We start from the raw sequence: 22819 nt of genomic DNA on the forward strand, positions 1-22819 counted from the left end.
AGATACCCGCATAAAAAAACGCACACGACAATCGTCGTGTGCGACCAAAATACTATTTTGTTTTTTTACCTGTCTACTTGACAGGGAGCAGTTCATTGGCTGCCCGGGTTTGTTTCTGCCGGCAGAATAAATTGCCTTTTTTACTGTCTTCAGCCGATATAAAGGTCAGAAGGTAAAAGGGGGAGAAAAATGAATCCAATTGAGTATTTAATTAATCATGGTTTTAAGGTTACATCTGATCCGACGAGGTATAAAAGCGGCATCTGGGGGCTGAGAAATTATACGGTGAACGGTTATAATTATGATAATTACTGCGGAGGCTACCACAGAGCATATGATCTCGTGAAATACGACAGAGCACCGGTTCCGGCAGTTTTTGACGGCATTGCTGCTCCCGGAACAGCAGGTTTTGGAAACTTTGGCGGTACTGTCGTGCTTGCGAATAAGAATCTTGGTATGCAGGTAATCTACGGTCATCTTGCACGGCCGCTTTCTATTAGCCCCGGCCAGCACGTAAAGCAGGGGGATATTATCGGCTATCAGAGCAATACAAATTATCAGAATGTCCAGATGGGCAGCCATCTCCATATTCAATTTCAAAAATACGGCTATATAAGCGGAGAACGGAATTTTGTTTGTACGGGTATTAATCCGCTTGCTCTAAATGTCGATAAACGCAAGTATAATGCAGCTTGGATGTGGAGCGGGGATTTTACTGCAAATCACATAATTAATATCCGGGATTTTCCATCTCTGGCCGGTTCGAAAATTGGTTTTACAGGTAAAAACTCGAAATTTAGTTTTAATAAGCTCTATGATAATGACGGATACTGGTGGCTTAGATGCAGGCAGCAGGGGAAAACAGTATTTATCGCGTGCGGGAAAAAGATTCCGGGGACGGTATTTAAAGAAACAAAGCTATATGGAAAAGTCAGCAGGCTGAATACATCAAAAGGAAAAGAATAAAAAATCCATGCGCACCTGATTAAGGCTGCGCATGGATTTCTTTGTCGTTGGTTATATCATAAAGGACTCTGTTAATCTGAACCTGGTTCACTGCTTCCATTAAGAAGTAAGCAATAATAGCATAAACGATAATACCGCCGATTAAGAGGAGATTACTTTGAACTACACTTAAAAGCACAGCAGGAAGGAATACTGCAAGAGTAAAAAGAACCAGCATAATAATTCTGTTGGAATTGATGCTGCGCTGTGCATTCTGAAGTTCTGCATCATATTTCTGATTAACTTTCTCCATATTTACGTAACGGTCATCATTATACACATTGGTAATATTTACCTGACCATGCAGATCATCTTCGACGTAACGCAAATCCATATGACTGTTATTCCAGGTAAGCAAGTTAAAGAATGACATAAAATTTCCACCACCTATGTTAAAATTGTCAAATTTAATATATAATTAATCATATTATACTTTACAAGGGTGGTCAATAAGTCTGACGGCACACCTGTTAAAAATTCTGCAGTGTAAATACTCAGACTGCAGATGAAGCCGCAAACGCATTTCACATGCCGGATAAGGAAATATGAGAGCAGCCAGAGCTTTAATCATATTGTACCACTCTTGGAATGGTCTGCTGCATTATTTTTATTAATATATTAATAAAAATAAAGATTGTTAAATCGGAGTATAATAGAGTATCCACTGAGCAGAGTGGATTAAAAAAAGATGTAAAAAGTAAGTTAATCATTTCTATTATAAATAATATGTTTATAATGTATGATAAATAAGATTTAATTAGGGGGAATTAAAAATGGCGAAAACACCAGAAGAAAAACAGTTTTCAAGACGCGACTTCTTAAAGACTACAGGTGTAGCAACAGGCGGAATCATTGGAGGTTCTTTACTCGGCGGGCTTGTCGGCTTCAATCTGGATGGATCCTCATCTGAAGAAACTTCAACAACTGAAGACACAGCTTCAGAAGGAACTGAAACAGATAGCCAGACCGGCGGAATAACAGACAATTCCCGTGTATTCTTTGCGAACGACACGGATTTCAATACAGTATCAGCAGCAATGGAACGTATTTTCCCGGAAACTGAATCAGGTCCGGGAGCGATTGAACTCGGCTGTGCGTTTTATCTTGATGGTCAGCTTACAGGCCAATACGGCTTTAACTCTAAAGAATATATGCAGGGACCGTTTGCCGAACCGCTGCCGACACAAGGTTATCAGTCTAATTTAAATCGCCGGGATTATTTCATGCTCGGCATTAAAAAATTGAACGAAGAAGCGAACGATCGCCACGATACCAACTTTGCAGATTTAGAAGACGGACAGATGGATGATATTCTGACTGATTTTGAAGCTGGAGAAGTTGACTTCGGTGTGCCAGCGTACACTGCAACATCAAGCTACTTCTTTACAATGCTGCGTTCAGCGACAATCGAAGGTGCATATGCAGACCCGGTTTACCGCGGCAACCGTGATATGGCCGGATGGAAAATGAAAAAATTCCCAGGTCACCAGATGTCATACATTCAATACATCGAAGATGACGAGTTCCATGAATTAGAGCCTGAACCGGTATTTGGTATGGCTCACTAATCTAGTTGTCTATCATTTCCAGACTCCAGTGAAATTTTTTGGAGTCTGAATTTGATTATTCAATCGCCAGGAATCAGGCAATAAATTTTGAGTTTATTTTAGGGGGAAAATTATGGCAACAACATTAGATAAAGTAGATGTAGTAACAGTAGGAGTAGGCTGGACCGGCGGTATTATTGCTGCGGAAGCAACTAAAGCGGGCTTAACCGTTATGGGTCTTGAGCGCGGCAGAAAACGCGGTACCGAAGACTATCAGCACGTGCATGATGAGTTGAAGTACGCAGTGCGTTACGAGTTAATGCAGGATACTTCTAAAGAAACATTGACCTTCAGAAATAATAAAGATGAAAAAGCACTGCCGATGCGTCAGCAGGGCTCCTTCCTTTTAGGTGAAAACTTAGGTGGAGCCGGTACACACTGGAATGGCCAGACTTGGAGATTCCTGCCGTATGATTTCGAGATTAAATCGATGACGGAAGAACGTTACGGTAAAAAGAAACTGCAGGAGGATGACGGCTATCAGTTTGAAGACTGGGGTATTACTTACGATGAACTGGAGCCTTATTTCAATACGTTTGAAAAAACAGCCGGAATTTCCGGTGAAGAGAATCCGCTTGGCGGAAAGCGTTCAGAATCGTACCCGACACCGCCTATGTTAAAATCACGCATGCTCCGCATGTTTGAAGAAGCTGCGACGAATATGGAGCTTCATCCTCATATGATGCCATCCGCAAACCTGAGCCAGCAATATGAAAATCCTGACGGCGAACAAATCAATGCATGTCAGTACTGTGCATTTTGTGAACGTTTCGCCTGTGAGTACGACGCTAAAGCAACGCCTGAAGTTACTGTAATTAAAACGGCTCAGAAAAGTGATAACTTTACTCTGCGCACAGAGGCTAATGTTGTGGAAGTAATTACTGATGAAGATGATGATTCTAAAGTATCAGGTGTTAAATTTGTTGATACGATAACAGGTGAAGAATTCATTCAGCCTGCTGATGTCGTGGCGCTGACAAGCTACGTCTTTAATAACTACAAGCTGCTGGCTGTTTCAGATATCGGAGAACAGTACGATCCGAAAACAGGCAAAGGCACTTTAGGCCGCAATTACTGCTACCAGATTTTCGGCGGTGCAACAGGATTCTTTGATGATCAGTTCAATACCTTCATGGGGGCCGGAGCACTTGGCATGGCACTCGATGACTACAACGGCGATAACTTTGATCACGAAGATCTTGACTTCCTGCACGGCGGTAATATATCTATTACTCAAACTGGTGCAAGACCGATTCTGTCGAACCCTGTACCGAGCGGTACACCTTCATGGGGGGAAGAGTTTAAAGAAGAATCAATTACAAACTACACCCGTGTACTCTCTGTATCAGGTCAGGGGGCAACAAGTCCGCACAAAGAAAATTACTTAAGTATGGATGAAGAATATACAGATGTTTATGGTGTGCCCCTTGTCTGCCTCACATATAATTTTACTGATCAGGACAGAGCGAGACAGAAATACCTTGCTGAACGTTCAGGTGAAATTTTAGAAGAAATGGGCGCAAGCCAGGTTGACCTGGCGGCGGAGCTGACTGATTATAATATCGCTCCTTACCAGTCAACACATAATACTGGCGGTACGACGATGGGCTCTGATCCTGAAACAAGTGTAGTCAATAATTACCTGCAGCACTGGGACCGCGATAACTTGTTCGTCGTCGGTGCAGGAAACTTCCAGCACAACGGCGGTTATAACCCGACGGCGACTGTCGGAGCGCTTGCCTACCGCTGTGCAGAAGGTGTTATTAAATATGCTGAAGATGGCGGACGCCTAGAAGAAGAATAAGGTGATGTAAAATGGAGCCGAAGCAAAATGGAAATCGGAATCCTGATAACAAACATGTAAATAATGAACCGGAAACGGTAACTAAGCGGAAGAAAGTAACCAGGGAAGATCCGTATGCTCCCCTGACTGATCATCTTGAGGATTTAAGGTCCGTCCTGATTAAGTCTGCGGTTGTAATAACGGTATGGTTCCTGATTATTTTCTCCACAGTCGGATGGTGGTTTCCGGCGGTTTCAAAAGGGGCGGACATCGTTGTTCTCGGACCGTTTGAAGTTATCCGTTTCTATTTAAGAACATCTGGCGCAATCAGTATCGGGTTTTCCATCCCGTTTATATGCTGGTTCCTGTGGCAGTTTATGAGACCGGGACTTGTGGATAAAGAAACACAGTTCCTGAAAGGATCACTGCCGGTTATGCTGCTGCTTTTTATAACAGGTCTGGCATTTGGATATTTTGTTGTGCACCCGCTCAGCTACTTCTTCCTGATTGAAATGGGGGAACAGAATTTTAATGTACTGGTCACTGCGGATGAATACATGTCGTTTCTGTTAATAACAACGATTCCGTTTGGGCTGGTCTTCCAGCTCCCGGTCGTCGCATTATTTCTGCATCATATTGAACTGCTGACTGTTGAAGTGATGACGACGATGCGTAAATATGCATATTTTATTTTACTGGTCATTACAGCGCTTATTGCACCGCCGGATGTGTTTACGCACATGATTACTCTTATTCCCATGATTCTTTTATACGAACTGAGTATTATTCTGATTAAACGGAGAGAACGGAAAGAAAGAGCTAAAGCGGAAAAAGAGAAAAAAGCGCAGGAGAAAGCAGAAAAAAAAGAACGTAAATAAAATAATTTTTAAATGAGCGGACACGGCAAAATTGCCATGTCCGCTCATTTTTAATGAAAAGTAACATATCTCTATCTTTAGAAGGGTATTTTCATGTATAATTACTTAAGTTGAAAGGTGGTAACTGAGATGAAATCAACGATGCTTCTATCTCTTTTGAAGATAAAAACCACGTACGGAAATTTCCCGGAAACTGTCAGGGATATTACAGCGGATTCCCGGGAAACGCACGAGGAAGCTGTGTTCGCAGCAATAAAAGGACAACAGACCGACGGCCTAAACTTTGTAGAAGACGTCATTAAACGCGGATGCCGCTTTATTATAGCTGACCGCTATGTAGACTTGCCTTCTGATGTCGGTCTTATGGTAGTAAAAGATCCATCGAAAACTGCGGCTCTTTTTGCCGAATATATTTATGATTTTCCTCATGAATCCCAGACCATGATCGGCGTGACTGGAACGAACGGCAAAACGACAGTTTCAACGATGATTCACAATCTGAGCATGGCACTCGGCAAAAAAAGTGCGTATCTCGGAACGAATGGTTTTATGATTAACGATATCCATATGGTATCAGCCAATACTACGCCGGAAACGACACGCCTGCACAAACGTATTAAAGAAGCTCATGAAAACGATACTGAAGTATTTACAATGGAAGTATCATCTCACGGGCTGAAACTCGGGCGGACTTTCGGTATCGACTTTGATATTGCCATTTTTACCAACTTAACGCAGGATCATCTTGATTTTCATAACAGTATGGAGGAATACGGGCATATTAAAGGTCTGCTGTTTTCCCAGCTTGGCCAGGATGTTAAAAAACATAAATACGTCGTGTTGAATAATGATGATGAATGGTCTCTTGTGTACAAAGATATGACACCGTTTGAAACAATATCTTACGGTATGGAAAGCACGGCGGATTTTTATCCATCTGATATAAAAGGCAGTCTTGAAGGTTTTAATTTTACCTTGAATACGCCGGAGGGCAGCTTTGAAGTAAACTCTCCTTTTGTCGGGGAATACAATATTCAGAACTTAATGTGTGCAGTTATCAGCGAATGGCTGCAGGGTTACGATATTGAACATATTTTATCTGCAGTTCCGGAGATGAAAGTTATAGACGGCAGATTGGAAGTTCTCGATCCGACCTTGCCGATTAATATTATAATAGACTTTGCCCACACGCCTGATGCTCTCAGAAAAGTAATTAACACTGTAAAACCATTCGTTAAAGGCAGATTGATCTGCTTAATTGGCATGACGGGAGAGCGTGATTCTTCAAAAGGGGCGGAAATGGGCGAAATAGCGACGCTGGCTGATTACGCAGTCTTTACGCCTGACAATCCTGCGAACGACGATCCGAAGATGCTTGTAAAACTGCTCGAAGAAGGTGCAGCCCACGATAATTATGTATCGTATACAGACCGGGAAGAAGGAATTATTCACGCCGTGAACAAGGCTGAACCCGGAGATACAATTATTCTTGCCTGTAAAGGGCGCGAACCGTATCAAATTATGGAAAACTATGTAAAAGTACCACACAGAGATGATTTAATTGCGCTGGATGCCGCTTACCGAAAATACCGGAGTGAAGAATATGTTGTCAGCGACAGTAAATTTTAACGGGACGGCCTGTGAAACTTATATCGGAGAGTATAAAGAAACATATATTATCAGCATACCGGAACTCAGCTTCAGTATGCAGATGAGCTCGGACCTCACAGAAGAAGAGATGTCTGAAGAACTGATTATACATCTTTTCACAGTGCTCGATGAAGATGAAAGTGAAGAGGCCAGTGAAGCAATACTATCAGTAATAAGAACTGAGCTAGGAGAAAATAATGGATATAAAAGATGAAATACAGAAACGCAAAACGTTTGCGATTATTTCCCATCCGGATGCCGGAAAAACAACTTTGACAGAAAAACTGCTGTTATTCGGCGGTGCAATCCGCGAAGCGGGAACTGTTAAAGGCAAGAAAACCGGGAAATTTGCAACGAGTGACTGGATGAAAGTAGAGCAGGAACGCGGAATCAGTGTAACAAGTTCAGTAATGCAATTTGATTTTGACGGCTACAAGATAAATATTCTGGATACGCCCGGACACGAAGATTTTTCAGAAGACACTTACCGCACCTTAATGGCGGTGGATTCCGCGGTCATGGTAATCGATGCTGCCAAGGGAATCGAGCCTCAGACGCTGAAACTGTTCAAAGTTTGTAAAATGCGCGGTATTCCGATTTTTACCTTTATTAATAAATTGGACCGGGTCGGTAAAGAACCGTTTGAACTGCTTGAAGAAATTGAATCGACGCTTGAGATTGAAACCTACCCGATGACATGGCCAATCGGCATGGGGCAGAGCTTTTTCGGAATAATTAACCGCCGAGAGCGCACGATTAATCCGTTCAGAGAAGAAGAAACATTAACGCTCGACGATGATTATCAGCTGACTGAACCGCATAAAATAACAGAAGATGCTGCCTATAGAGATGCGATAGATGAATTTATGCTCGTGGAAGAAGCGGGAGACGAGTTTGATAAAGAAAAAATTTCTAAGGGTGACCTGACACCGGTATTCTTCGGTTCAGCTTTATCAACTTTTGGTATTGAAGAATTTCTCGACACTTACGTTGACTTTGCTCCAGAGCCGACCGGACGCGAGACGACAGACGGTACAGAAGTCAGCCCGACAGATGAAGAATTTTCCGGGTTTATCTTCAAAATCCAGGCCAATATGGATCCTAAGCACCGCGACCGTCTGGCATTTATGAGAATCGTTTCGGGGAAATTTACCCGTGGTATGGATGCGGTACTTGCCCGCACTAAAAAGAAATCGAAGATTACACGGGCGACGATGTTTATGGCTGACGACAAAGAAACTGTTAACGAAGCATATGCCGGCGATATTATCGGCTTATACGATACAGGAAACTATCAGATCGGCGATACTCTTTACAGTGGAAAAAAGCGTGATTTCATCGACCTGCCGCAATTTACACCAGAAATGTTTATGAAAGTTTCTGCTAAAAATGTAATGAAACAGAAGCATTTCTACAAAGGTATCGAACAGCTCGTGCAGGAAGGTGCAATTCAGTATTACAAATCGATGCATACGAACCAGCCAATTTTAGGCGCGGTCGGCCAGCTTCAGTTTGAAGTGTTCGAACACCGTATGAAAAATGAATACAATACGGATATCTTTATGGAACCCGTCGGCAGAAAAATCGCGCGCTGGGTAGAAAATGAAGAAGATATTAAAGATTCGATGAACTCGCCCCGGGCGAATTTAGTATATGACCGTTTTGATCAGCAGGTTTTCCTGTTTGAGAATGAATTTGCGATGCGCTGGTTCTCGGAAAAATATCCGGAAATCAAATTATACAGTCTGCTGTAAAGTAAATTTCACTTTACTTTTTACATTGACTATCATATATTTAATAAGAATTAAAAAACACATATAACGAACCTGTATTTTAAGGGGAGTAACGTATAGGAAACTATCGGTGCATCGTCATTACGGAGAAATCCCGGTGCACCGAGCAATATATATTATTGTATCGTGAGACCTTAACAGACAGTGCTGTGCAAAAATATGCGCGGACTGGCTGTTTTGGTCTCTTTTTGTGTTTAATATGAAAAGGAGGGAATAAAGATGGATACAGCTGTATTATTGGAATATGCATGGGTCCTCATTGTGTTAATTGGGCTGGAAGGTTTACTTGCAGCGGACAACGCTGTTGTACTGGCAGTCATGGTGCGTCATTTAGATCCTGTACGAAGAAAGAAAGCATTATTTTACGGACTGCTCGGTGCATTTGTCTTCCGGGTTATTGCGATATTATTACTCGTCTGGCTCGTTCAGTGGTGGTGGGTTCAGGCATTAGGCGCCTTGTATTTATTCTACGTATCAATATCACACTTAATCGCTATCAAAAAGCATAAGGATAAAACTGCTGATGATTTAATCGAGGAACAGAAGGACAAAAAACAATCCGGATTCTGGATGACTGTTTTTAAAGTGGAGCTCGCGGACATAGCCTTTGCGGTAGACTCTATTTTAGCTGCTGCAGCAATTGCACTTGCCTTGCCTGCAGTCGGCGGAGACTTTTTTGGAGTTAACGCAGGACAGTATACTGTAATGCTTGTCGGCGGACTTGTCGGGGTAATCATTATGAGATTCTTTGCAAATTACTTTGTTGAGCTGCTGGCAAAACGCCCGTCACTGGAAGTAGCGGCGTTTGTTATCGTCGGCTGGGTCGGGGTTAAACTGACAGTGCTGACATTGGCTCATGAAGCGATTGGTATTATTCCGGCAGAATTCCCGCACTCAACGATTTGGAAAATTATCTTCTGGGCCGTGATGATTATCATCGTACTTCTCGGCTGGTTTGGCGGCAGTAAAAAAGACAAAGGCAAAACAGCAGCGAAATCCTGACGGTTATAATTGGCAAGAAAATTCAAAAGGCCTTATAATTACTTGTAAAGTAATAACAGGGAGTGATTATTATGAGTGATGAAAGAAAACGTCCGATTGACAGAGAAAAATACAGACGGACAGCACGAAACTTCACGGATAAGAATCGATCAGCAGAAGACGCTGAAAATCAATTTGAATTTACTAGATCACGTGAAGAAGAAAGAGAATTCGGTACGGATCCTAATACAGGCAGCGAGATAAATTCTCCACCTGAAGAACAGGAAAGCATTTCAAACTTCCGGAGTACAGAAGAGCCGCCTCGAAATTCTGGCGGAGGCGGTTTTAAATCATTTTTACTGCCGCTTCTTGCAGGAATTATCGGCGCGCTTCTCGTCCTCGGGGCCTACCTTTTATTTACCGGTACAGATGATAACGGAGAAACAGAAGAATCAGCCGGTGAAGAAACCGCTTCTGAAGTAGATTCGAATCAGGACTTATCGGAAGTGAAGCAGCAGCTTGAAGAAGAAAACACTGATAAGGTAATTACAGATACGACAGCTGCAGTACAAAAAGCGAAGCCGGCAGTTGTGTCGGTTATTAACATGCAGCGTATCCAGTCAATTATACCGGGTATTAATTCTACTTCTGAAGAAGCTGAAGAAGCGGGCAGCGGTTCAGGTGTAATTTATAAAACTGAAGGCGACACTGCGTACGTTATAACGAACCATCATGTGGTCGACGGTGCTGAAGAAATTAAAATAAATCTGGAAAGCGGCGATTCGGTAGATGCAGAACTCATCGGTTCGGATATATGGACAGATCTCGCAGTGCTCAGTATTCCATCTGACGTTGTGGAGACTACGATTGAATTTGGCGACAGCAGCGATTTACTGGTTGGTGAACCGGCCATCGCAATCGGCTCGCCGCTCGGTGAAATATTCTCAGGTTCAGTGTCGCAGGGTATTATTTCAGGCCTCGACCGTTCCGTTCCCGTTGACTTGGACGGAGACGGCTCAAACGACTGGGAAGCGAGCGTTATTCAGACAGATGCAGCAATCAACCCGGGCAACTCAGGTGGAGCGCTAATCGATGCTAATGGGCGTTTAATCGGTATTAACTCGATGAAGGTCGGCATTGCTTCAGTCGAAGGGATTGGCTTTGCAATTCCGGTAAATGAAGTGGAACAAGTTGCTTCACAGCTGGAAGAAAACGGAGAAGTTACAAGACCATTCCTTGGCATTACACTGCAGGATCTTTTAAATGTGGCGTCATCTTCTGTTTATGACCAGCTGCAGCTTCCTGAAGATGTTAAAGGCGGCGTAATTATAAGCGGCGTGCAGGAAAATTCTCCTGCTGCAGAGGCAGGGCTTCAGGAACTTGATGTGATTACTCATCTGGATGGAGAGCCGATTAACAATATGGTTGAATTGCGACAGCATCTCTATTATGTAAAATCATCAGGTGAAGAAATGACAATTGACTTTTACCGCGACGGCGAACAGCAGTCGGCAACGGTAGTACTGGAATAGTAAAATAAATTTTAACGGAATCCTGATACAGGGATTCCGTTTTTTTTAATCAGAAATGGTTATTTTATTGTATAATGTGTCTATATTATTTTATTATGTGATTTACAGATTGGGGATAGTCTTTTTGAAAAAATTACGCCGGCTCTTTACGAACTTAAGTCCGCAAAGAGCCATACTGCTGTATTATTTTTTGGCCTTGGCAGCAGCAACTTTACTGCTCAGTCTTCCGTTTTTTTACCAGACTGACGGAATCTCATTTATCGATACTTTATTTGTTGCAGCATCTTCGATATCCGTTACCGGTTTAAGTACCGTGACAATAGTGGAAACATTTAATGTATCGGGGTATATACTGCTGATGTTTTTAATGAATCTCGGAGGCATCGGGATTATGGCTGTCGGAACTTTGCTGTGGATTTTGCTCGGGCGCCGTATCGGTGTTAAAGAACGCAGGCAGATTATTACAGACAATGCACAATATAAAATGTCCGGTGCAGTAAAACTCGTGCTTGATATTATAACGCTGCTTATCGCAGTTGAAGTCGCAGGTGCACTTATTTATATATCGTATTTCTATATGCAGTCGGGCGATTTGGCCCACGCCATATTACACGGCACTTTTTTGTCCGTTTCAGCAACAACAAATGGCGGACTTGATTTGTACAGTAATTCTTTAACGCATCTGGAAGGAAATTTATTCATTGAAATACCAGTAATGTGCCAGATTATACTCGGGGCAATCGGCTATCCGGTTTTAATAGAGCTGAAGCATTTCTTCAGTAAACATTCGCCGGGCTTCCGTTTTTCCTTATTTACGAAAGTGACAACGTCCACATACGGACTACTGCTTCTTGCCGGGACAATTTTAATTTATCTGCTTGAAGCTGCAAAATATTTTGAAGGTAAAAATATTCTGTCGTCTGTAATGACAAGCATGTTTTTATCAGCAAGTACAAGAAGCGGCGGAATAACAACTGTTGCTGTGGAACAGCTTACTGAGACTACGCAGCTTATTATGAGCGTGCTCATGTTTATAGGAGCATCGCCATCCAGTGCGGGCGGAGGAATACGGACGACAACCTTTGCTATATTGATACTCTTCCTCATATCGTTTTCAAGAGGACGGCAGCATATCAATATATTCCAGAGAAGGTTAGCGAAGAAAGATATAGAACGGGCTTTTGCAGTCTTTACACTTGCAGTTGCTCTTGTTTTCGCAGGAATTCTTACCGTCTTAATTGCGGATGGCCATCAATTTACGCTGACCCAGATTATCTTTGAAGTAACTTCTGCCTTCGGTACAACTGGAACATCTACAGGTATAACCGAGCAGTTATCAGGATTAAGTAAAGCAGTAATAATGATTTTTATGTTTATCGGCAGAATTGGATTTGTATCGTTTCTCTTGTCAATCGCCGGCAGACAGCGGGAACTGACTTATAAATACTCTGAAGAACGCCTGATGGTAGGCTAGAATCAGCAGGGAGTGAAAGAAATGGTATCTGAATTTTTTAATGTCAAGCTGTATATTACACAGCATATGAACGGGTGTCTGGGTAAAAAAGAAGGCGTGACCTTCGGTAAAATTTCCAGTGCGGTCAACAGTATGAGCATGAAAGAATATGAACGGCCGATATTTTGCGACCTCGGGGGTGCCATTGGCAATGCTGTAAATACTAAGGGACCGCAAAACCCGTATATTATGAGCATGAATCATCTGCATTACAAATTTGCGACACTCAATATGAGTGATATAAAAAATATAGGGGCTACAGGAAAGGCAATGAGAACATCGTATTTCCCATGGATCTGCACAAATATCGTTCAAAAATTTACGGCTGAGCCATTTTACGGCCAGCCGTACAGAATATTTAATATGAACAGAATGAAGCTCGCAGTCATCGGCGGATACGGCGGTCCGTCAGAAGATAAAACTGAACAGATTTCATCGGTGAATTTAGAAGCATCCTTTAAAAAATGGCTGCGTTATCTGCACAGTCAAGAGGAGCCGGATTATGTTATCGTTTTTGTATCGGATTTCACCGACGATTCGGTCTGTATAGAAAATTTGAAAAACAGTCTGGAAGGCGTCGGCATCGTAATTACCGGTTCATTCTATGAAGGAAATTATGATAAACAGACACCCGTTTTCAATACAACACGCGTGCACGGCGAAAAGGTGCCGCTGTATCACCATGTCCATAATGGACGAATAATGGAGCTTGACATCAGATTTAAAACAAGAGTTAACACTTTTGAATATCTGGGACACAGTATGGCAATAAGAGACAAAGAATTTTCCAAAGTTGCAGAGGATATTGAATATTTGGACCTTGTTTACAGGTATTTATAATTTTCTGGATAAAAGAGGAGCATATCAGACAGTTGTCTGTGGCTCCTTTTTTGTTTGGGGGGTTGGCATGAGCGGGTGTCATGTATACGCACCGAAATTTGCATAGGCATAAGCGGGTGTCATGTATATGCACCGAAACTTGCATAGGCATGAGCAGGTCTCATATCTATCCCAAGCTCCAAGTGTGCTTCCCCATCCCCACCATCCATCCCTTCAAATTCAGCCAGCAATATAAAAAGCCATCTGCAGCTGCAGATGGCTTTAAAATTATTCTACTCCGAATCCGTCACCGTATTGGTTTTGTGCGCCGTCTTCAGTGTAAGCAGGCGGATTGTCGAGTGTATAGTTCTCAAGTAAATCCGTGCTGACTTCTGTTACCGGCTGGATTTGTTCTCCAAGTCTGATGCTGATTAAATCATTGGCTGTTGAAGGGTCGAGTCCAAGAATATCGCGAATCGTGTTGGACAGTGCGAAAAGGTGTTCCTCGTCCGGCCATGCATAGTAAACACCATTGGATTCGCTTGTAAATCCTGTACCCTGCAGCTGTGAATTTTCAAATGCTACATCGTTAAATAAGTAATATGATGCGAGAGAGCGGATATTACTTGTCTCAAAGTTATGACTTGTATTGCTTGTGAAGATTTTAATCAAGTCATCAACTTGGGATAATGTACTGAATGACTGAGCCTGTTCAAATACAGCTTCGATCAGGTCCATCTGACGTACACCGCGTCCTAAATCAGAATCGATGCTTCTGTTGCGGATTACTGCAAGTGCTTCTTCACCGCTCAGGTGCTGAAGACCCGGCTGGAGCCCGTTCATTTCATAAGGTACATCGAATTCAACACCGCCGATTGCATCGACTATTTCTACAACTGCGTTCATATCAACGCGGACGAAATGGTCGACCGGTACGTTCAGTAATGATTCAACTGCATCCATTGCCCCGGAAGGTCCGTTAAATGCGTGGGCGTGGTTAATCTTATCGAAATAATTCATCGAATCGATATAGGCAAGCGTATCACGCGGAATGCTGACCATTTTGACGTCGTCATTTTCACGGTCGAATGTTGCTAAAATCATAGTATCCGAACGGAAGTGGTCTGCGTTAATCTGACCATCCTGAGTTCTTTCAGTATCAGCATCGATACCGAGAATAAGAACTGTGAAGTTATCATTTGATGCATCGACATCATCGACCCGAAGTTCTGAACGATCCCGGTCGATTTCTTCATAGGAATCTGATATCCCGCTGTTAAAAGCATTAAAAAGATAAAGAATATAGATGACTGCAGCGAGGAGCACGACACCTAAAATAATAAAGATGGTCCATAGAATTTTTTTCATAGTTAATAACCCACTTTGGAAGATTTTTCAATGTTAATGTAAATATATATTTATTGCACTGCTGTTGTCAATAAAAGGTATAAAAAAGCAAATGGCCAAAACCATTTGCCTGTTTTAAATATTAATCTGTGGAGTCATCAATAATTTTGTACCTTTTATGATTAACTACAGTTTTTTCAAACATTTCATGTTCGTCAAAGTGATCATTAATAGTAATATCAACGATAACGGAGTTTTCATTAATTTTTTCCACTTTACCAATCAGATCGTCGAATTCAACAATGTTGCCTACTTTAACATCTAATTCTTCTTTTTCCTTCTTCTTTGCATCCATGTAAATTCCCCCACTACAATAGCGATAATGACTGACATTATACTATAAATACAGGAAATTACAAGCGTTAGAACTCATAGCAGAAAACTTTTTGCAGTTTATCCCGCGCACTTTTCCTGATGTTTTTGGCAGTGGAGACACTGACCTTAAGAAGTTCAGCAGTTTCCTTTAAAGAATAGCCTGATAAAGTAAGCGTAAACCATTGGCATTCCCGTTCATTTAATACTTTTTGAGCTGTATTTTCGAGCTTATAAGAATCATCTGCTGCCTGTATTTCGATAATATTTTCTTCTGCCGGTGACTGCCGTTCCTGATAGCGCGAAACTTTCCTTATTTCATCAATCAGGCGCTGCCTGATGAGTGTATAAACAAATTGTGATTCGCTGCATGATGTTTTGCTGCTGTCAAATTTATTAACAGCTTCAAAAACAGCGATGCGGCCAACCTGCATATATTCGTCTTTATCATATAAAATATTCAGCTGCTGTATGATACTGTGAATCATAGGTTCATAAGAAATAATTTTTTTGTCTGCTGCCATTTAAGTTGTCCTTAAATGAATCGATTCATAAGATTTTCCGGATATACTTAATATAAGAAAAATTAAACGGGGGATAAAACATAGTAATAACAAAAAAAGTGTACTTAACACAACTTATGATATGTTTTTTGTTAACAATAGTTATATTTATATTAAATAAGTTAACTTAAGGTTATAATAAATATGTTTAATCAAATTGATGATGGGGTGAGAATATGCTGACTGTTCCTGAGCTGACTCCGCAGGTGCTTTATATAGAGCCGGTAGTGCATCCTGAGTACTTATGCCGTGCTGTTCATACTGATGGTATAATATACTGTGGGAAGACTGCTGAAAAATGGATTGATGATACGCTGGTTTACTTTTATTCAAGCAGTATTAAGGTGAAGCGGCAAAATGTTAAACTGATACATAATATACACAGGCTTCAGCCGATTATTATCGATGAGAAATATCAGTTTGTACTTTTTCCGCTGCACAGCTGCAAATACAAGAATCCATTTTTTGTGAATTTGCGCCAATTGATAGATTTTAAAAAGGTGAACAATAAACTGGTCATTACATTTATAGACGGCCGAGAAGTGGAAACCGATTATGATTACAGTTTTTCAAAGAAGCAGTATGAGAAAACTTTATTTATACTGGACAGAACGGTTAAACATCAGAATGCAGTGAGGAAGTATTTTAAAGACAGGGAGGGATAAAATGGCAATTCTTATAGCCGGCGGTATTTATGAAAATAAAGAATCTCATCTTACCGGAGGCCATTTAATATCCGCTCTCGCAGCACGGCATACATACGAGGATGTGTATCTTCACACGAATTTCAGTTCGGAGGAAACAGAGCTGACAGCAACCTTAAAAGATTCACTCAGAAATGCCGGGGTCAGCCACAGAAGTGCGCAGTCTGTATCGGCACCGTACGGTATAATTGGTGATGAAGTATTTACAGTGAATTCAAATGTTTACGATACGTTTAATCAGAAAGCAAAATATTTAAAGGCCATCGATACGGTGATTCTGACGACCGATATCGGAGAACGTGATTTTAGATATATACTGAACTATGCACGAAGGAACGGTCTTCAGACACTGGTATTTACATGCGGAGAATATCTTCCCTGGTCTGTAGATGATAAAAATCTCGTTATGCTGGAAGAGACCGGCATCCCGAACTACCATGACCATATTAATGAAATAAAAGAAACACTCGTTAGCCGGGGAATCATCAGCAGTACCCCTGCAAAAAACCGGGATATACCTGAAACAGCAGCACAGCAGTCGGGCAGAACAGTAATCCAGCTGCTGCTGATAGCGGCTGTATTGGTGCTGCTTTTTACAGGAGGGTTCAAGCTGCTGGAGTTTATCAGCAGTGACAGAGTGTCGTTTGAAGCGGAAGTCGACTGGTCACTTGAAGTAGAGCATGATGACTGTGATACTGTCGAAACATGTACAGCGCTCGGTGACCGTTATCTTTCAGAACTGAAAGAGTATGTCGATCTGCAGGATGAACCGCATATATTTTTTGAAAACCGGACACGGACAACCTATATTGATTACCAAATAAAAGATTTTAAAATCGCCGATAAAGAAGTTGAAAATTCGCTCCCTTTAGGTGATGAAGAAACATTTATGTCAATATGGAATACTTTTCAAGCTGTATTTCCCCATCGTTATTTAGAGGACATTAATGAATACCGTTTATTCTCAGATGGTGAGGGTAATACAGCCGCCTATGTATCAATAACGAGAGACGGAACTGTGTTTGCCATAGATGTGCGGGACAATCTCCATAAAGCGACTCAGTACCGCAACCTGATTCATGAATTCGGGCATATCTATTCCCTGCCGATAGATGACTTTGACGAGGCCTGTGACAGTACGGATATTTCCTGTGCCAAAGAAGATACTATTATTGATAAGCATGCAGACAGATTCTGGTCCCAGTATGATGAATCCTGGCTCGAAAACTCTCATAAAAGCCAGTTTCAGCTCGAAGGATTTTACAATAATAATGTGACAGATTTTTACGTTCCATATCAGGCGACGAATGTCAAAGAAGATTATGCAATTACTTTTATGAAATTTATCACGGAAAAAATTCCGGCAAACAGTTCTCAACTGCGTGATGTTAAAGTACAATCAATGTATGAAGACGCTGAACTGGTCGCCTTGCGAGTGGATATACTAAAATCATTGGTTCAGTTGGATAAGGAGAGAGCAACTTGAAATTAAAAGTTAAAGTGAGAGATTATGATAGCGGTATTTCAATTACTAAAATAGATGTGCCAGCTGAATCAACGGTCGATCTGCTGCTTGGAAAGCTGGTGCAGGAAGATCTGATATTCAATTCATATTTACCTGCTATAAAAACCAATGGGTATACATACGGGGAATTTCACCGGTTAAAAACATCCACCTTGTTTCACGGCAAAGAGAAAGCGGTGCTGTCATCAGATAAAGTGGAGATTACAGTCACACAGAAAAAGTCTGAAGATGGACATAAGGCAGGACAGGTGCTGCTCGATTACTCGCAGCTTGTAAATGTCGTCGATAAATTCAAGGAACTTGAGCAGGGCTCTAATATAGAATACGGCACTGTGTTTTTTGTGCAGCAGGAAAAACATCAGTATTTAATCAGGTATGAAGAACACGGCTTTGAACTGTATCACTTTAAACTGCAGTATGACAATGCTTTTAAAGATGAGGACAGATTTCCTTTCCTGATACTGGAATTAAAAACCAAAAAAGAACTGACAACTAGTGAACTGAAATGGATCCGGACAATAATGTTTCCGTCTAAAGAACGTAAAAATCCGATCATTCATCTGGAAGTATCAAAACTTAACCAGGATATCGTAGATGAACTGTCAACACTTGTCCACAGAGTAATGGTCATTATCGGTAAATTCCAGATAAGCAAAAAACCTCTGGAAGCTGAAGGGAAACTGCCGTCATATGTACAGCTGAATGAGAAAAACTCCATCGGGTTTGTAGAGATAGAGCAGCTTGCGCGGATAGTACAGTCTTAGGGACAAGCAATATTAAATATGCTAAAATTATGTACTGATTTAATTTTTATGATATTGGAAAGAGGTAAATTAGCATATGGAAATAAAAAGGCAATACCGTCCAGAGATAGAGGGACTGAGAGCAATAGCAGCGCTTCTCGTAGCTGTCTATCATATTTGGATGATGCGGGTTTCCGGCGGAGTAGATGTATTTTTTGTAGTCTCAGGATTTTTAATCACTACATCGTTACTGTCAGGATATGCACGCAATGGTTACATAAAGTTTGGTAAATTCATACTGGGTTTACTTAGAAGATTACTTCCGAGCGCTTTAACAGTAATGATATTCATTACGATAGGCAGTTTTTTTATTTTGCCGGATATAAGGTTTACGGCGACAATTAAAGAGATAGCTGCATCACTTTTGTATTTTGAAAACTGGCAGCTGGCAATAACCGGAACAGATTATCTCGATCAGAATAACCCTCAGAGCCCGGTGCAGCATTTTTGGGCTATGTCCATCCAGGGACAATTTTATGTTATCTGGTTTGTGATTGTATCATTGGCAATTTTAATTAGTAAAAAATTAAACATCAGTTTGAAGAAAGTATTCACAGCTGTGTTATTAATTTTATTTACAATATCATTAATTTATTCCATTTATATAACATCTATGAATCAGCCGTGGGCATATTTTGACACGGGAGCAAGGGTATTTGAATTTGCTGTCGGTGGATTACTAATGATTTATATTTTTAATTTGAACATTCACAGGTATGTAAGTTTTATACTGGGGTGGATTGGTCTCGCAGTTCTACTGCTTACAGGAATATTACTGGATGTTCAGGAGACATTCCCTGGACTTATAGCGCTGATTCCTATAAGTGCTGCTGTGCTGATACTGCTTGCCGGTCAAAATCCCAGCAAGTTCGGAGTTGAAAAACTTCTGAGCACTCGTCCGCTGAAGTTTTTAGGCGGTTTAAGTTATGGAATCTATTTATGGCACTGGCCGATACTTATATTTTACTATGAAATATTCGATACATCTTCAGTGTCACTGCTGCATGGTATTATCATTATAGTAATTTCGATATTACTAAGTTATATCACTACTAATACAGTTGAGAAACCAATTATTAATTATATAAATAAAAATAATTTCAGTATTAGAGGATTCAGACCAATAATCGGTTTAGCTTCAATCCTCATTATCTGTCTCGGCAGCTGGTATTACTATACGAACAGCCAAGCTTCTCCACTCAGTATAAATAATGAAGATTATCCTGGTGTAATGGTAAATGCCGAGTCATACGACTTTGAAAATTTTGAGATAAAAGAACCTATTCCATCGCTGGCGACTATATTGGAAGATAAAACAGAAGCTTACGAGTGTCAGGTTAGCCCCCAGTCATCGGCTATTGAGGTTTGCGATTACGGGAAAACAAAAAGTTATGATTACACGATGGCTGTAGTAGGCGGTTCTAAGTCTACACATTGGATTTCTCCTATGCAGGATATTGCAGAAGAAGAGAACATGCGTCTGATTAATATAACCAAGGCAGGCTGCCGGTTTACAACTGATACGGAAAACTACACTGAGCAATGTATTGAGTGGAACCGGAATGTTATCGATGAAATTGTAAATGAAGATGTCGATTTAGTTATTACTCTGGCAGACATTGCTTATTCAAGTCTGTATGATGTACCGGCAGGATTTATTGAACAATTTAACAAGCTGGATGAAGTAAATATAGATGTTCTGGCACTGAGAGATACACCTTATTTTAAAGGTTCAGTACCTGAGTGTATAGCTCAGCATGGTGATGACAGCACAGAGTGTAAAATTGTAAAAGCTGATGTTTATAACACTCCCTCAGCATGGGAACGCTTGGAAAATAAACCGGATAACGTTTTCTATGCTGATTACAGTGACTACTTCTGCGGTGAGGAGTACTGTGATCCGGTTGTAGGAAATGTTATTGGTTACTTTGATCATGATCACATGACAGAAACATTCAGTAAAACTTTTAAACCGCTGCTGCAAAGAGATGTTGCAGAGGCATTAAACTTATAAAGTATCAGATGGTGATATCGTGGAGAAAAAAAGAATTGAGTGGCTGGACATTGCCAAAGCAATCAGTATTATACTGGTAGTTCTTGGTCACGCCGGTCACGCATTTTTAGATATATATTTAGGCTGGTTCAGAATGCCGCTGTTTTTCTTTTTATCAGGTATTTTATTTAAACCTGTACTATTTAAAAACTTCGCAGGATGGGCTTGGAATAAAACTTTTAGGATGATACTGCCTTATTTTATATATGGTATTGCTATTTTTGCAGTATTTAATATACAGCATTTAGAAATGCTGCCGGATCACCTGTACAATCTTTTGTACGGAGGAAGCAGACTACAGGGACCATATGGTGTCTTCTGGTTTATAACTGTGCTTCTGCTCACACAGCTTTTGCTTGGTATAATCAGCAATTTTTATAAATGGATTCAGATTCTAGTGGTTGCAGCATTATTTGTTGCCGGGCACAGTGAGATAATTATTTCATTTGACTGGCCCTGGAATGCCAATGTAGTAATGATTGCAGTATTTTATTATTCACTGGGCCATTACAGCAGGGAGATAATTAGAAAGTATCACGATTCATTCATTGTGGCTGCAGTTTCAGCAGTGTTTGCTTCGCTGGCTATACTGGTAAATATAAATGGTTATATGGATTTTTATCTGAATTTAAAAATGAGTTCTTACAACCATTTTATTTTGGATATGATTATTCCTTTACTGTTTTTTATGCCAGTAATATATATCAGCAATTTTATTGCTAAGTTTCCAATTAAAGAAATGTTAAAGGTTATAGGAAAGTATTCAATAGTAATAATGTATCTCCATTTGCCGGTAAATATATTTTTCAGAACGGTACTTGAGTACAGCGTAACTCCGTTTGAATTTACAGTTTTTGGTGTAATCATACCAGTCATTATCGGTTACTTATTCAGTTTGACAAAACCTACTAGAATATTATTTTTAGGCTTAAAGTAATATGTTAATCAAAGAGCAGACACGAGTCTGCTCTTTTCTTTTATTATTGGTTTTTAAATGACACCAGTATGAATTACTATTATAATAAATGAGATACAAATTTATATTTAAAAAGTGAACATATAAGAGGGAATATCATGAATCACGTTATAACTCTATTTAAAGAGCAATTTCAAAACTTTCATTTAATATGGAAGCTGTCAATCTACAATGTTAAAAGTGAATACTCCAATCATTATCTGGGCCTATTCTGGAACATTCTGCAGCCTCTAATGCAGGCGGCAATTTATTATTTAATTTTTGGTTTGGGTTTGAGAGGTGCAACAGCACCAGATTCTGAGATTCCATTTATTGTTTATCTTATTTCAGGACTATTCCCATGGCTGTTTATTTCGCAGGCTATTAATATCGGATCGAACGCTATTTATGCACAGTTGGGTCTGGTGACAAAAATGAGGTTTCCATCCAGTGTACTGCTGTCAATTTCATTTACCAATAGTTTAATAAACCTGTCATTTATGACAATGATTATAATGCTTATTTCATTATTTAACGGATTTGTAAATCCGTTGTATTTTTTAATGCTTATTTATTTTATTATTGCTGCGTTTGCATTAATTTTTGCGATAAATTTAATAATGAGTACACTTATCATACTCGTACGGGATTTTAGAAATGTCCTGCAGAATGTTATACGCATGGGCTTTTTCCTGACTCCAATATTTTGGCAGCCTGGAGAACGCGGCGGATTACTTCAGATGATATCCGATTTGAATCCTTTCGCTTATCTGGTACAGAACTTCCGTAATGCACTGATATACGGTGATGGTTTGTTTTATGGAACAATGGAGCAGCACATATATTTCTGGGCAATTACTATTGTCTTTCTGCTTATCGGCAGTTATCTGCATATTAAATTCCGCTACAAATTAATTGATTATCTATAAGGGTGGT

21 protein-coding genes are annotated in these 22819 nt (G+C 40.5%); 17 read left to right on the plus strand and 4 right to left on the minus strand.

Annotated features, from left to right (window positions below; genetic code table 11):
• Window positions 1-189: 189 nt before the first annotated feature.
• A complete protein-coding gene (locus DFR63_RS11225; RefSeq protein ID WP_115886039.1) occupies window positions 190-966 on the plus strand; it encodes a M23 family metallopeptidase in 777 nt (258 codons plus the stop codon).
• A 19-nt stretch (window positions 967-985) separates the two neighbouring features.
• On the opposite strand, the gene DFR63_RS11230 is transcribed toward DFR63_RS11225, so the two are convergent.
• On the minus strand, window positions 986-1378 hold the full coding sequence (locus DFR63_RS11230) for a hypothetical protein (RefSeq protein WP_115886040.1): 393 nt from the start codon (window positions 1376-1378) through the stop codon (window positions 986-988).
• A gap of 400 nt (window positions 1379-1778) precedes the next feature.
• On the opposite strand from DFR63_RS11230, the gene DFR63_RS11235 reads away from it, so the two are divergent.
• From DFR63_RS11235 to DFR63_RS11280, 10 genes are all read left to right on the plus strand, one after another.
• Window positions 1779-2573 (plus strand): gluconate 2-dehydrogenase subunit 3 family protein, encoded by a 795-nt coding sequence (locus tag DFR63_RS11235; protein ID WP_115886041.1) that lies wholly within the window; start codon window positions 1779-1781, stop codon window positions 2571-2573.
• 112 nt (window positions 2574-2685) lie between these two features.
• Complete coding sequence (locus DFR63_RS11240; RefSeq protein WP_115886042.1) at window positions 2686-4416, plus strand: GMC family oxidoreductase; 1731 nt, start codon at window positions 2686-2688, stop codon at window positions 4414-4416.
• An 11-nt stretch (window positions 4417-4427) separates the two neighbouring features.
• Entirely contained in the window at window positions 4428-5273 is an 846-nt protein-coding gene (gene tatC / locus DFR63_RS11245; protein ID WP_115886043.1) for a twin-arginine translocase subunit TatC, read from the plus strand.
• A 129-nt stretch (window positions 5274-5402) separates the two neighbouring features.
• Window positions 5403-6902, plus strand: coding sequence for a UDP-N-acetylmuramoyl-L-alanyl-D-glutamate--2,6-diaminopimelate ligase (locus tag DFR63_RS11250; protein WP_115886044.1), 1500 nt, complete (start codon window positions 5403-5405; stop codon window positions 6900-6902).
• Complete coding sequence (locus DFR63_RS11255; RefSeq protein ID WP_162842350.1) at window positions 6877-7137, plus strand: YueH family protein; 261 nt, start codon at window positions 6877-6879, stop codon at window positions 7135-7137. The genes DFR63_RS11250 and DFR63_RS11255 overlap by 26 nt, the downstream gene beginning before the upstream one ends.
• Complete coding sequence (locus DFR63_RS11260; protein ID WP_115886046.1) at window positions 7121-8677, plus strand: peptide chain release factor 3; 1557 nt, start codon at window positions 7121-7123, stop codon at window positions 8675-8677. Before DFR63_RS11255 ends, DFR63_RS11260 begins: the two co-directional genes overlap by 17 nt.
• Window positions 8678-8935: 258 nt before the next feature.
• On the plus strand, window positions 8936-9718 hold the full coding sequence (locus DFR63_RS11265) for a TerC family protein (RefSeq protein WP_115886047.1): 783 nt from the start codon (window positions 8936-8938) through the stop codon (window positions 9716-9718).
• 71 nt (window positions 9719-9789) lie between these two features.
• Window positions 9790-11229: a S1C family serine protease gene (locus DFR63_RS11270; protein ID WP_115886048.1), complete on the plus strand. Its 1440-nt coding sequence runs from the start codon at window positions 9790-9792 to the stop codon at window positions 11227-11229.
• 124 nt (window positions 11230-11353) lie between these two features.
• Complete coding sequence (locus tag DFR63_RS11275) at window positions 11354-12703, plus strand: TrkH family potassium uptake protein (protein WP_245954183.1); 1350 nt, start codon at window positions 11354-11356, stop codon at window positions 12701-12703.
• 21 nt (window positions 12704-12724) lie between these two features.
• Window positions 12725-13582, plus strand: coding sequence for a metallophosphoesterase family protein (locus tag DFR63_RS11280; RefSeq protein ID WP_115886050.1), 858 nt, complete (start codon window positions 12725-12727; stop codon window positions 13580-13582).
• Between the two features lie 267 nt (window positions 13583-13849).
• Here the strand turns inward: DFR63_RS11280 and DFR63_RS11285 are convergent, their stop codons facing one another.
• From DFR63_RS11285 to DFR63_RS11295, 3 genes are all read right to left on the minus strand, one after another.
• The gene (locus tag DFR63_RS11285; RefSeq protein ID WP_115886051.1) at window positions 13850-14929 is read right to left on the minus strand and encodes an LCP family protein; all 1080 of its coding nucleotides are present in this window, start codon (window positions 14927-14929) and stop codon (window positions 13850-13852) included.
• Between the two features lie 121 nt (window positions 14930-15050).
• A complete protein-coding gene (locus DFR63_RS11290) occupies window positions 15051-15263 on the minus strand; it encodes a DUF2187 family protein (RefSeq protein ID WP_115886052.1) in 213 nt (70 codons plus the stop codon).
• Between the two features lie 67 nt (window positions 15264-15330).
• On the minus strand, window positions 15331-15804 hold the full coding sequence (locus DFR63_RS11295; protein ID WP_115886053.1) for a sigma-70 family RNA polymerase sigma factor: 474 nt from the start codon (window positions 15802-15804) through the stop codon (window positions 15331-15333).
• 215 nt (window positions 15805-16019) lie between these two features.
• Between DFR63_RS11295 and DFR63_RS11300 the strand changes: the two genes are divergently transcribed.
• The 6 genes from DFR63_RS11300 to DFR63_RS11325 all read left to right on the plus strand — a co-directional run bounded on the left by DFR63_RS11300 (window position 16020) and on the right by DFR63_RS11325 (window position 22812).
• On the plus strand, window positions 16020-16508 hold the full coding sequence (locus tag DFR63_RS11300; RefSeq protein WP_115886054.1) for a competence protein ComK: 489 nt from the start codon (window positions 16020-16022) through the stop codon (window positions 16506-16508).
• A 1-nt stretch (window position 16509) separates the two neighbouring features.
• Window positions 16510-18033 (plus strand): hypothetical protein, encoded by a 1524-nt coding sequence (locus DFR63_RS11305; protein ID WP_115886055.1) that lies wholly within the window; start codon window positions 16510-16512, stop codon window positions 18031-18033.
• Window positions 18030-18836 (plus strand): hypothetical protein, encoded by an 807-nt coding sequence (locus DFR63_RS11310; protein ID WP_115886056.1) that lies wholly within the window; start codon window positions 18030-18032, stop codon window positions 18834-18836. Before DFR63_RS11305 ends, DFR63_RS11310 begins: the two co-directional genes overlap by 4 nt.
• A 76-nt stretch (window positions 18837-18912) precedes the next feature.
• On the plus strand, window positions 18913-20889 hold the full coding sequence (locus DFR63_RS11315; RefSeq protein ID WP_115886057.1) for an acyltransferase family protein: 1977 nt from the start codon (window positions 18913-18915) through the stop codon (window positions 20887-20889).
• Window positions 20890-20908: 19 nt separating this feature from the next.
• On the plus strand, window positions 20909-21865 hold the full coding sequence (locus DFR63_RS11320; protein ID WP_162842351.1) for an acyltransferase family protein: 957 nt from the start codon (window positions 20909-20911) through the stop codon (window positions 21863-21865).
• Between the two features lie 137 nt (window positions 21866-22002).
• Window positions 22003-22812, plus strand: coding sequence for an ABC transporter permease (locus tag DFR63_RS11325; RefSeq protein ID WP_115886059.1), 810 nt, complete (start codon window positions 22003-22005; stop codon window positions 22810-22812).
• Window positions 22813-22819 lie beyond the last annotated feature (7 nt).

The organism is Jeotgalicoccus halotolerans, from assembly GCF_003387165.1.
Classification (GTDB): Bacteria; Bacillota; Bacilli; order Staphylococcales; family Salinicoccaceae; genus Jeotgalicoccus; species Jeotgalicoccus halotolerans.

What these genes read in the sequence shown, in the direction of transcription:
- DFR63_RS11225 (WP_115886039.1), top strand. Translation starts at nt 190, where the DNA reads ATGAATCCAATTGAGTATTTAATTAATCATGGTTTTAAGGTTACATCT.
- DFR63_RS11230 (WP_115886040.1), bottom strand. Translation starts at nt 1,378, where the DNA reads ATGTCATTCTTTAACTTGCTTACCTGGAATAACAGTCATATGGATTTG.
- DFR63_RS11235 (WP_115886041.1), top strand. Translation starts at nt 1,779, where the DNA reads ATGGCGAAAACACCAGAAGAAAAACAGTTTTCAAGACGCGACTTCTTA.
- DFR63_RS11240 (WP_115886042.1), top strand. Translation starts at nt 2,686, where the DNA reads ATGGCAACAACATTAGATAAAGTAGATGTAGTAACAGTAGGAGTAGGC.
- tatC (WP_115886043.1), top strand. Translation starts at nt 4,428, where the DNA reads ATGGAGCCGAAGCAAAATGGAAATCGGAATCCTGATAACAAACATGTA.
- DFR63_RS11250 (WP_115886044.1), top strand. Translation starts at nt 5,403, where the DNA reads ATGAAATCAACGATGCTTCTATCTCTTTTGAAGATAAAAACCACGTAC.
- DFR63_RS11255 (WP_162842350.1), top strand. Translation starts at nt 6,877, where the DNA reads ATGTTGTCAGCGACAGTAAATTTTAACGGGACGGCCTGTGAAACTTAT.
- DFR63_RS11260 (WP_115886046.1), top strand. Translation starts at nt 7,121, where the DNA reads ATGGATATAAAAGATGAAATACAGAAACGCAAAACGTTTGCGATTATT.
- DFR63_RS11265 (WP_115886047.1), top strand. Translation starts at nt 8,936, where the DNA reads ATGGATACAGCTGTATTATTGGAATATGCATGGGTCCTCATTGTGTTA.
- DFR63_RS11270 (WP_115886048.1), top strand. Translation starts at nt 9,790, where the DNA reads ATGAGTGATGAAAGAAAACGTCCGATTGACAGAGAAAAATACAGACGG.
- DFR63_RS11280 (WP_115886050.1), top strand. Translation starts at nt 12,725, where the DNA reads ATGGTATCTGAATTTTTTAATGTCAAGCTGTATATTACACAGCATATG.
- DFR63_RS11285 (WP_115886051.1), bottom strand. Translation starts at nt 14,929, where the DNA reads ATGAAAAAAATTCTATGGACCATCTTTATTATTTTAGGTGTCGTGCTC.
- DFR63_RS11290 (WP_115886052.1), bottom strand. Translation starts at nt 15,263, where the DNA reads ATGGATGCAAAGAAGAAGGAAAAAGAAGAATTAGATGTTAAAGTAGGC.
- DFR63_RS11295 (WP_115886053.1), bottom strand. Translation starts at nt 15,804, where the DNA reads ATGGCAGCAGACAAAAAAATTATTTCTTATGAACCTATGATTCACAGT.
- DFR63_RS11300 (WP_115886054.1), top strand. Translation starts at nt 16,020, where the DNA reads ATGCTGACTGTTCCTGAGCTGACTCCGCAGGTGCTTTATATAGAGCCG.
- DFR63_RS11305 (WP_115886055.1), top strand. Translation starts at nt 16,510, where the DNA reads ATGGCAATTCTTATAGCCGGCGGTATTTATGAAAATAAAGAATCTCAT.
- DFR63_RS11315 (WP_115886057.1), top strand. Translation starts at nt 18,913, where the DNA reads ATGGAAATAAAAAGGCAATACCGTCCAGAGATAGAGGGACTGAGAGCA.
- DFR63_RS11325 (WP_115886059.1), top strand. Translation starts at nt 22,003, where the DNA reads ATGAATCACGTTATAACTCTATTTAAAGAGCAATTTCAAAACTTTCAT.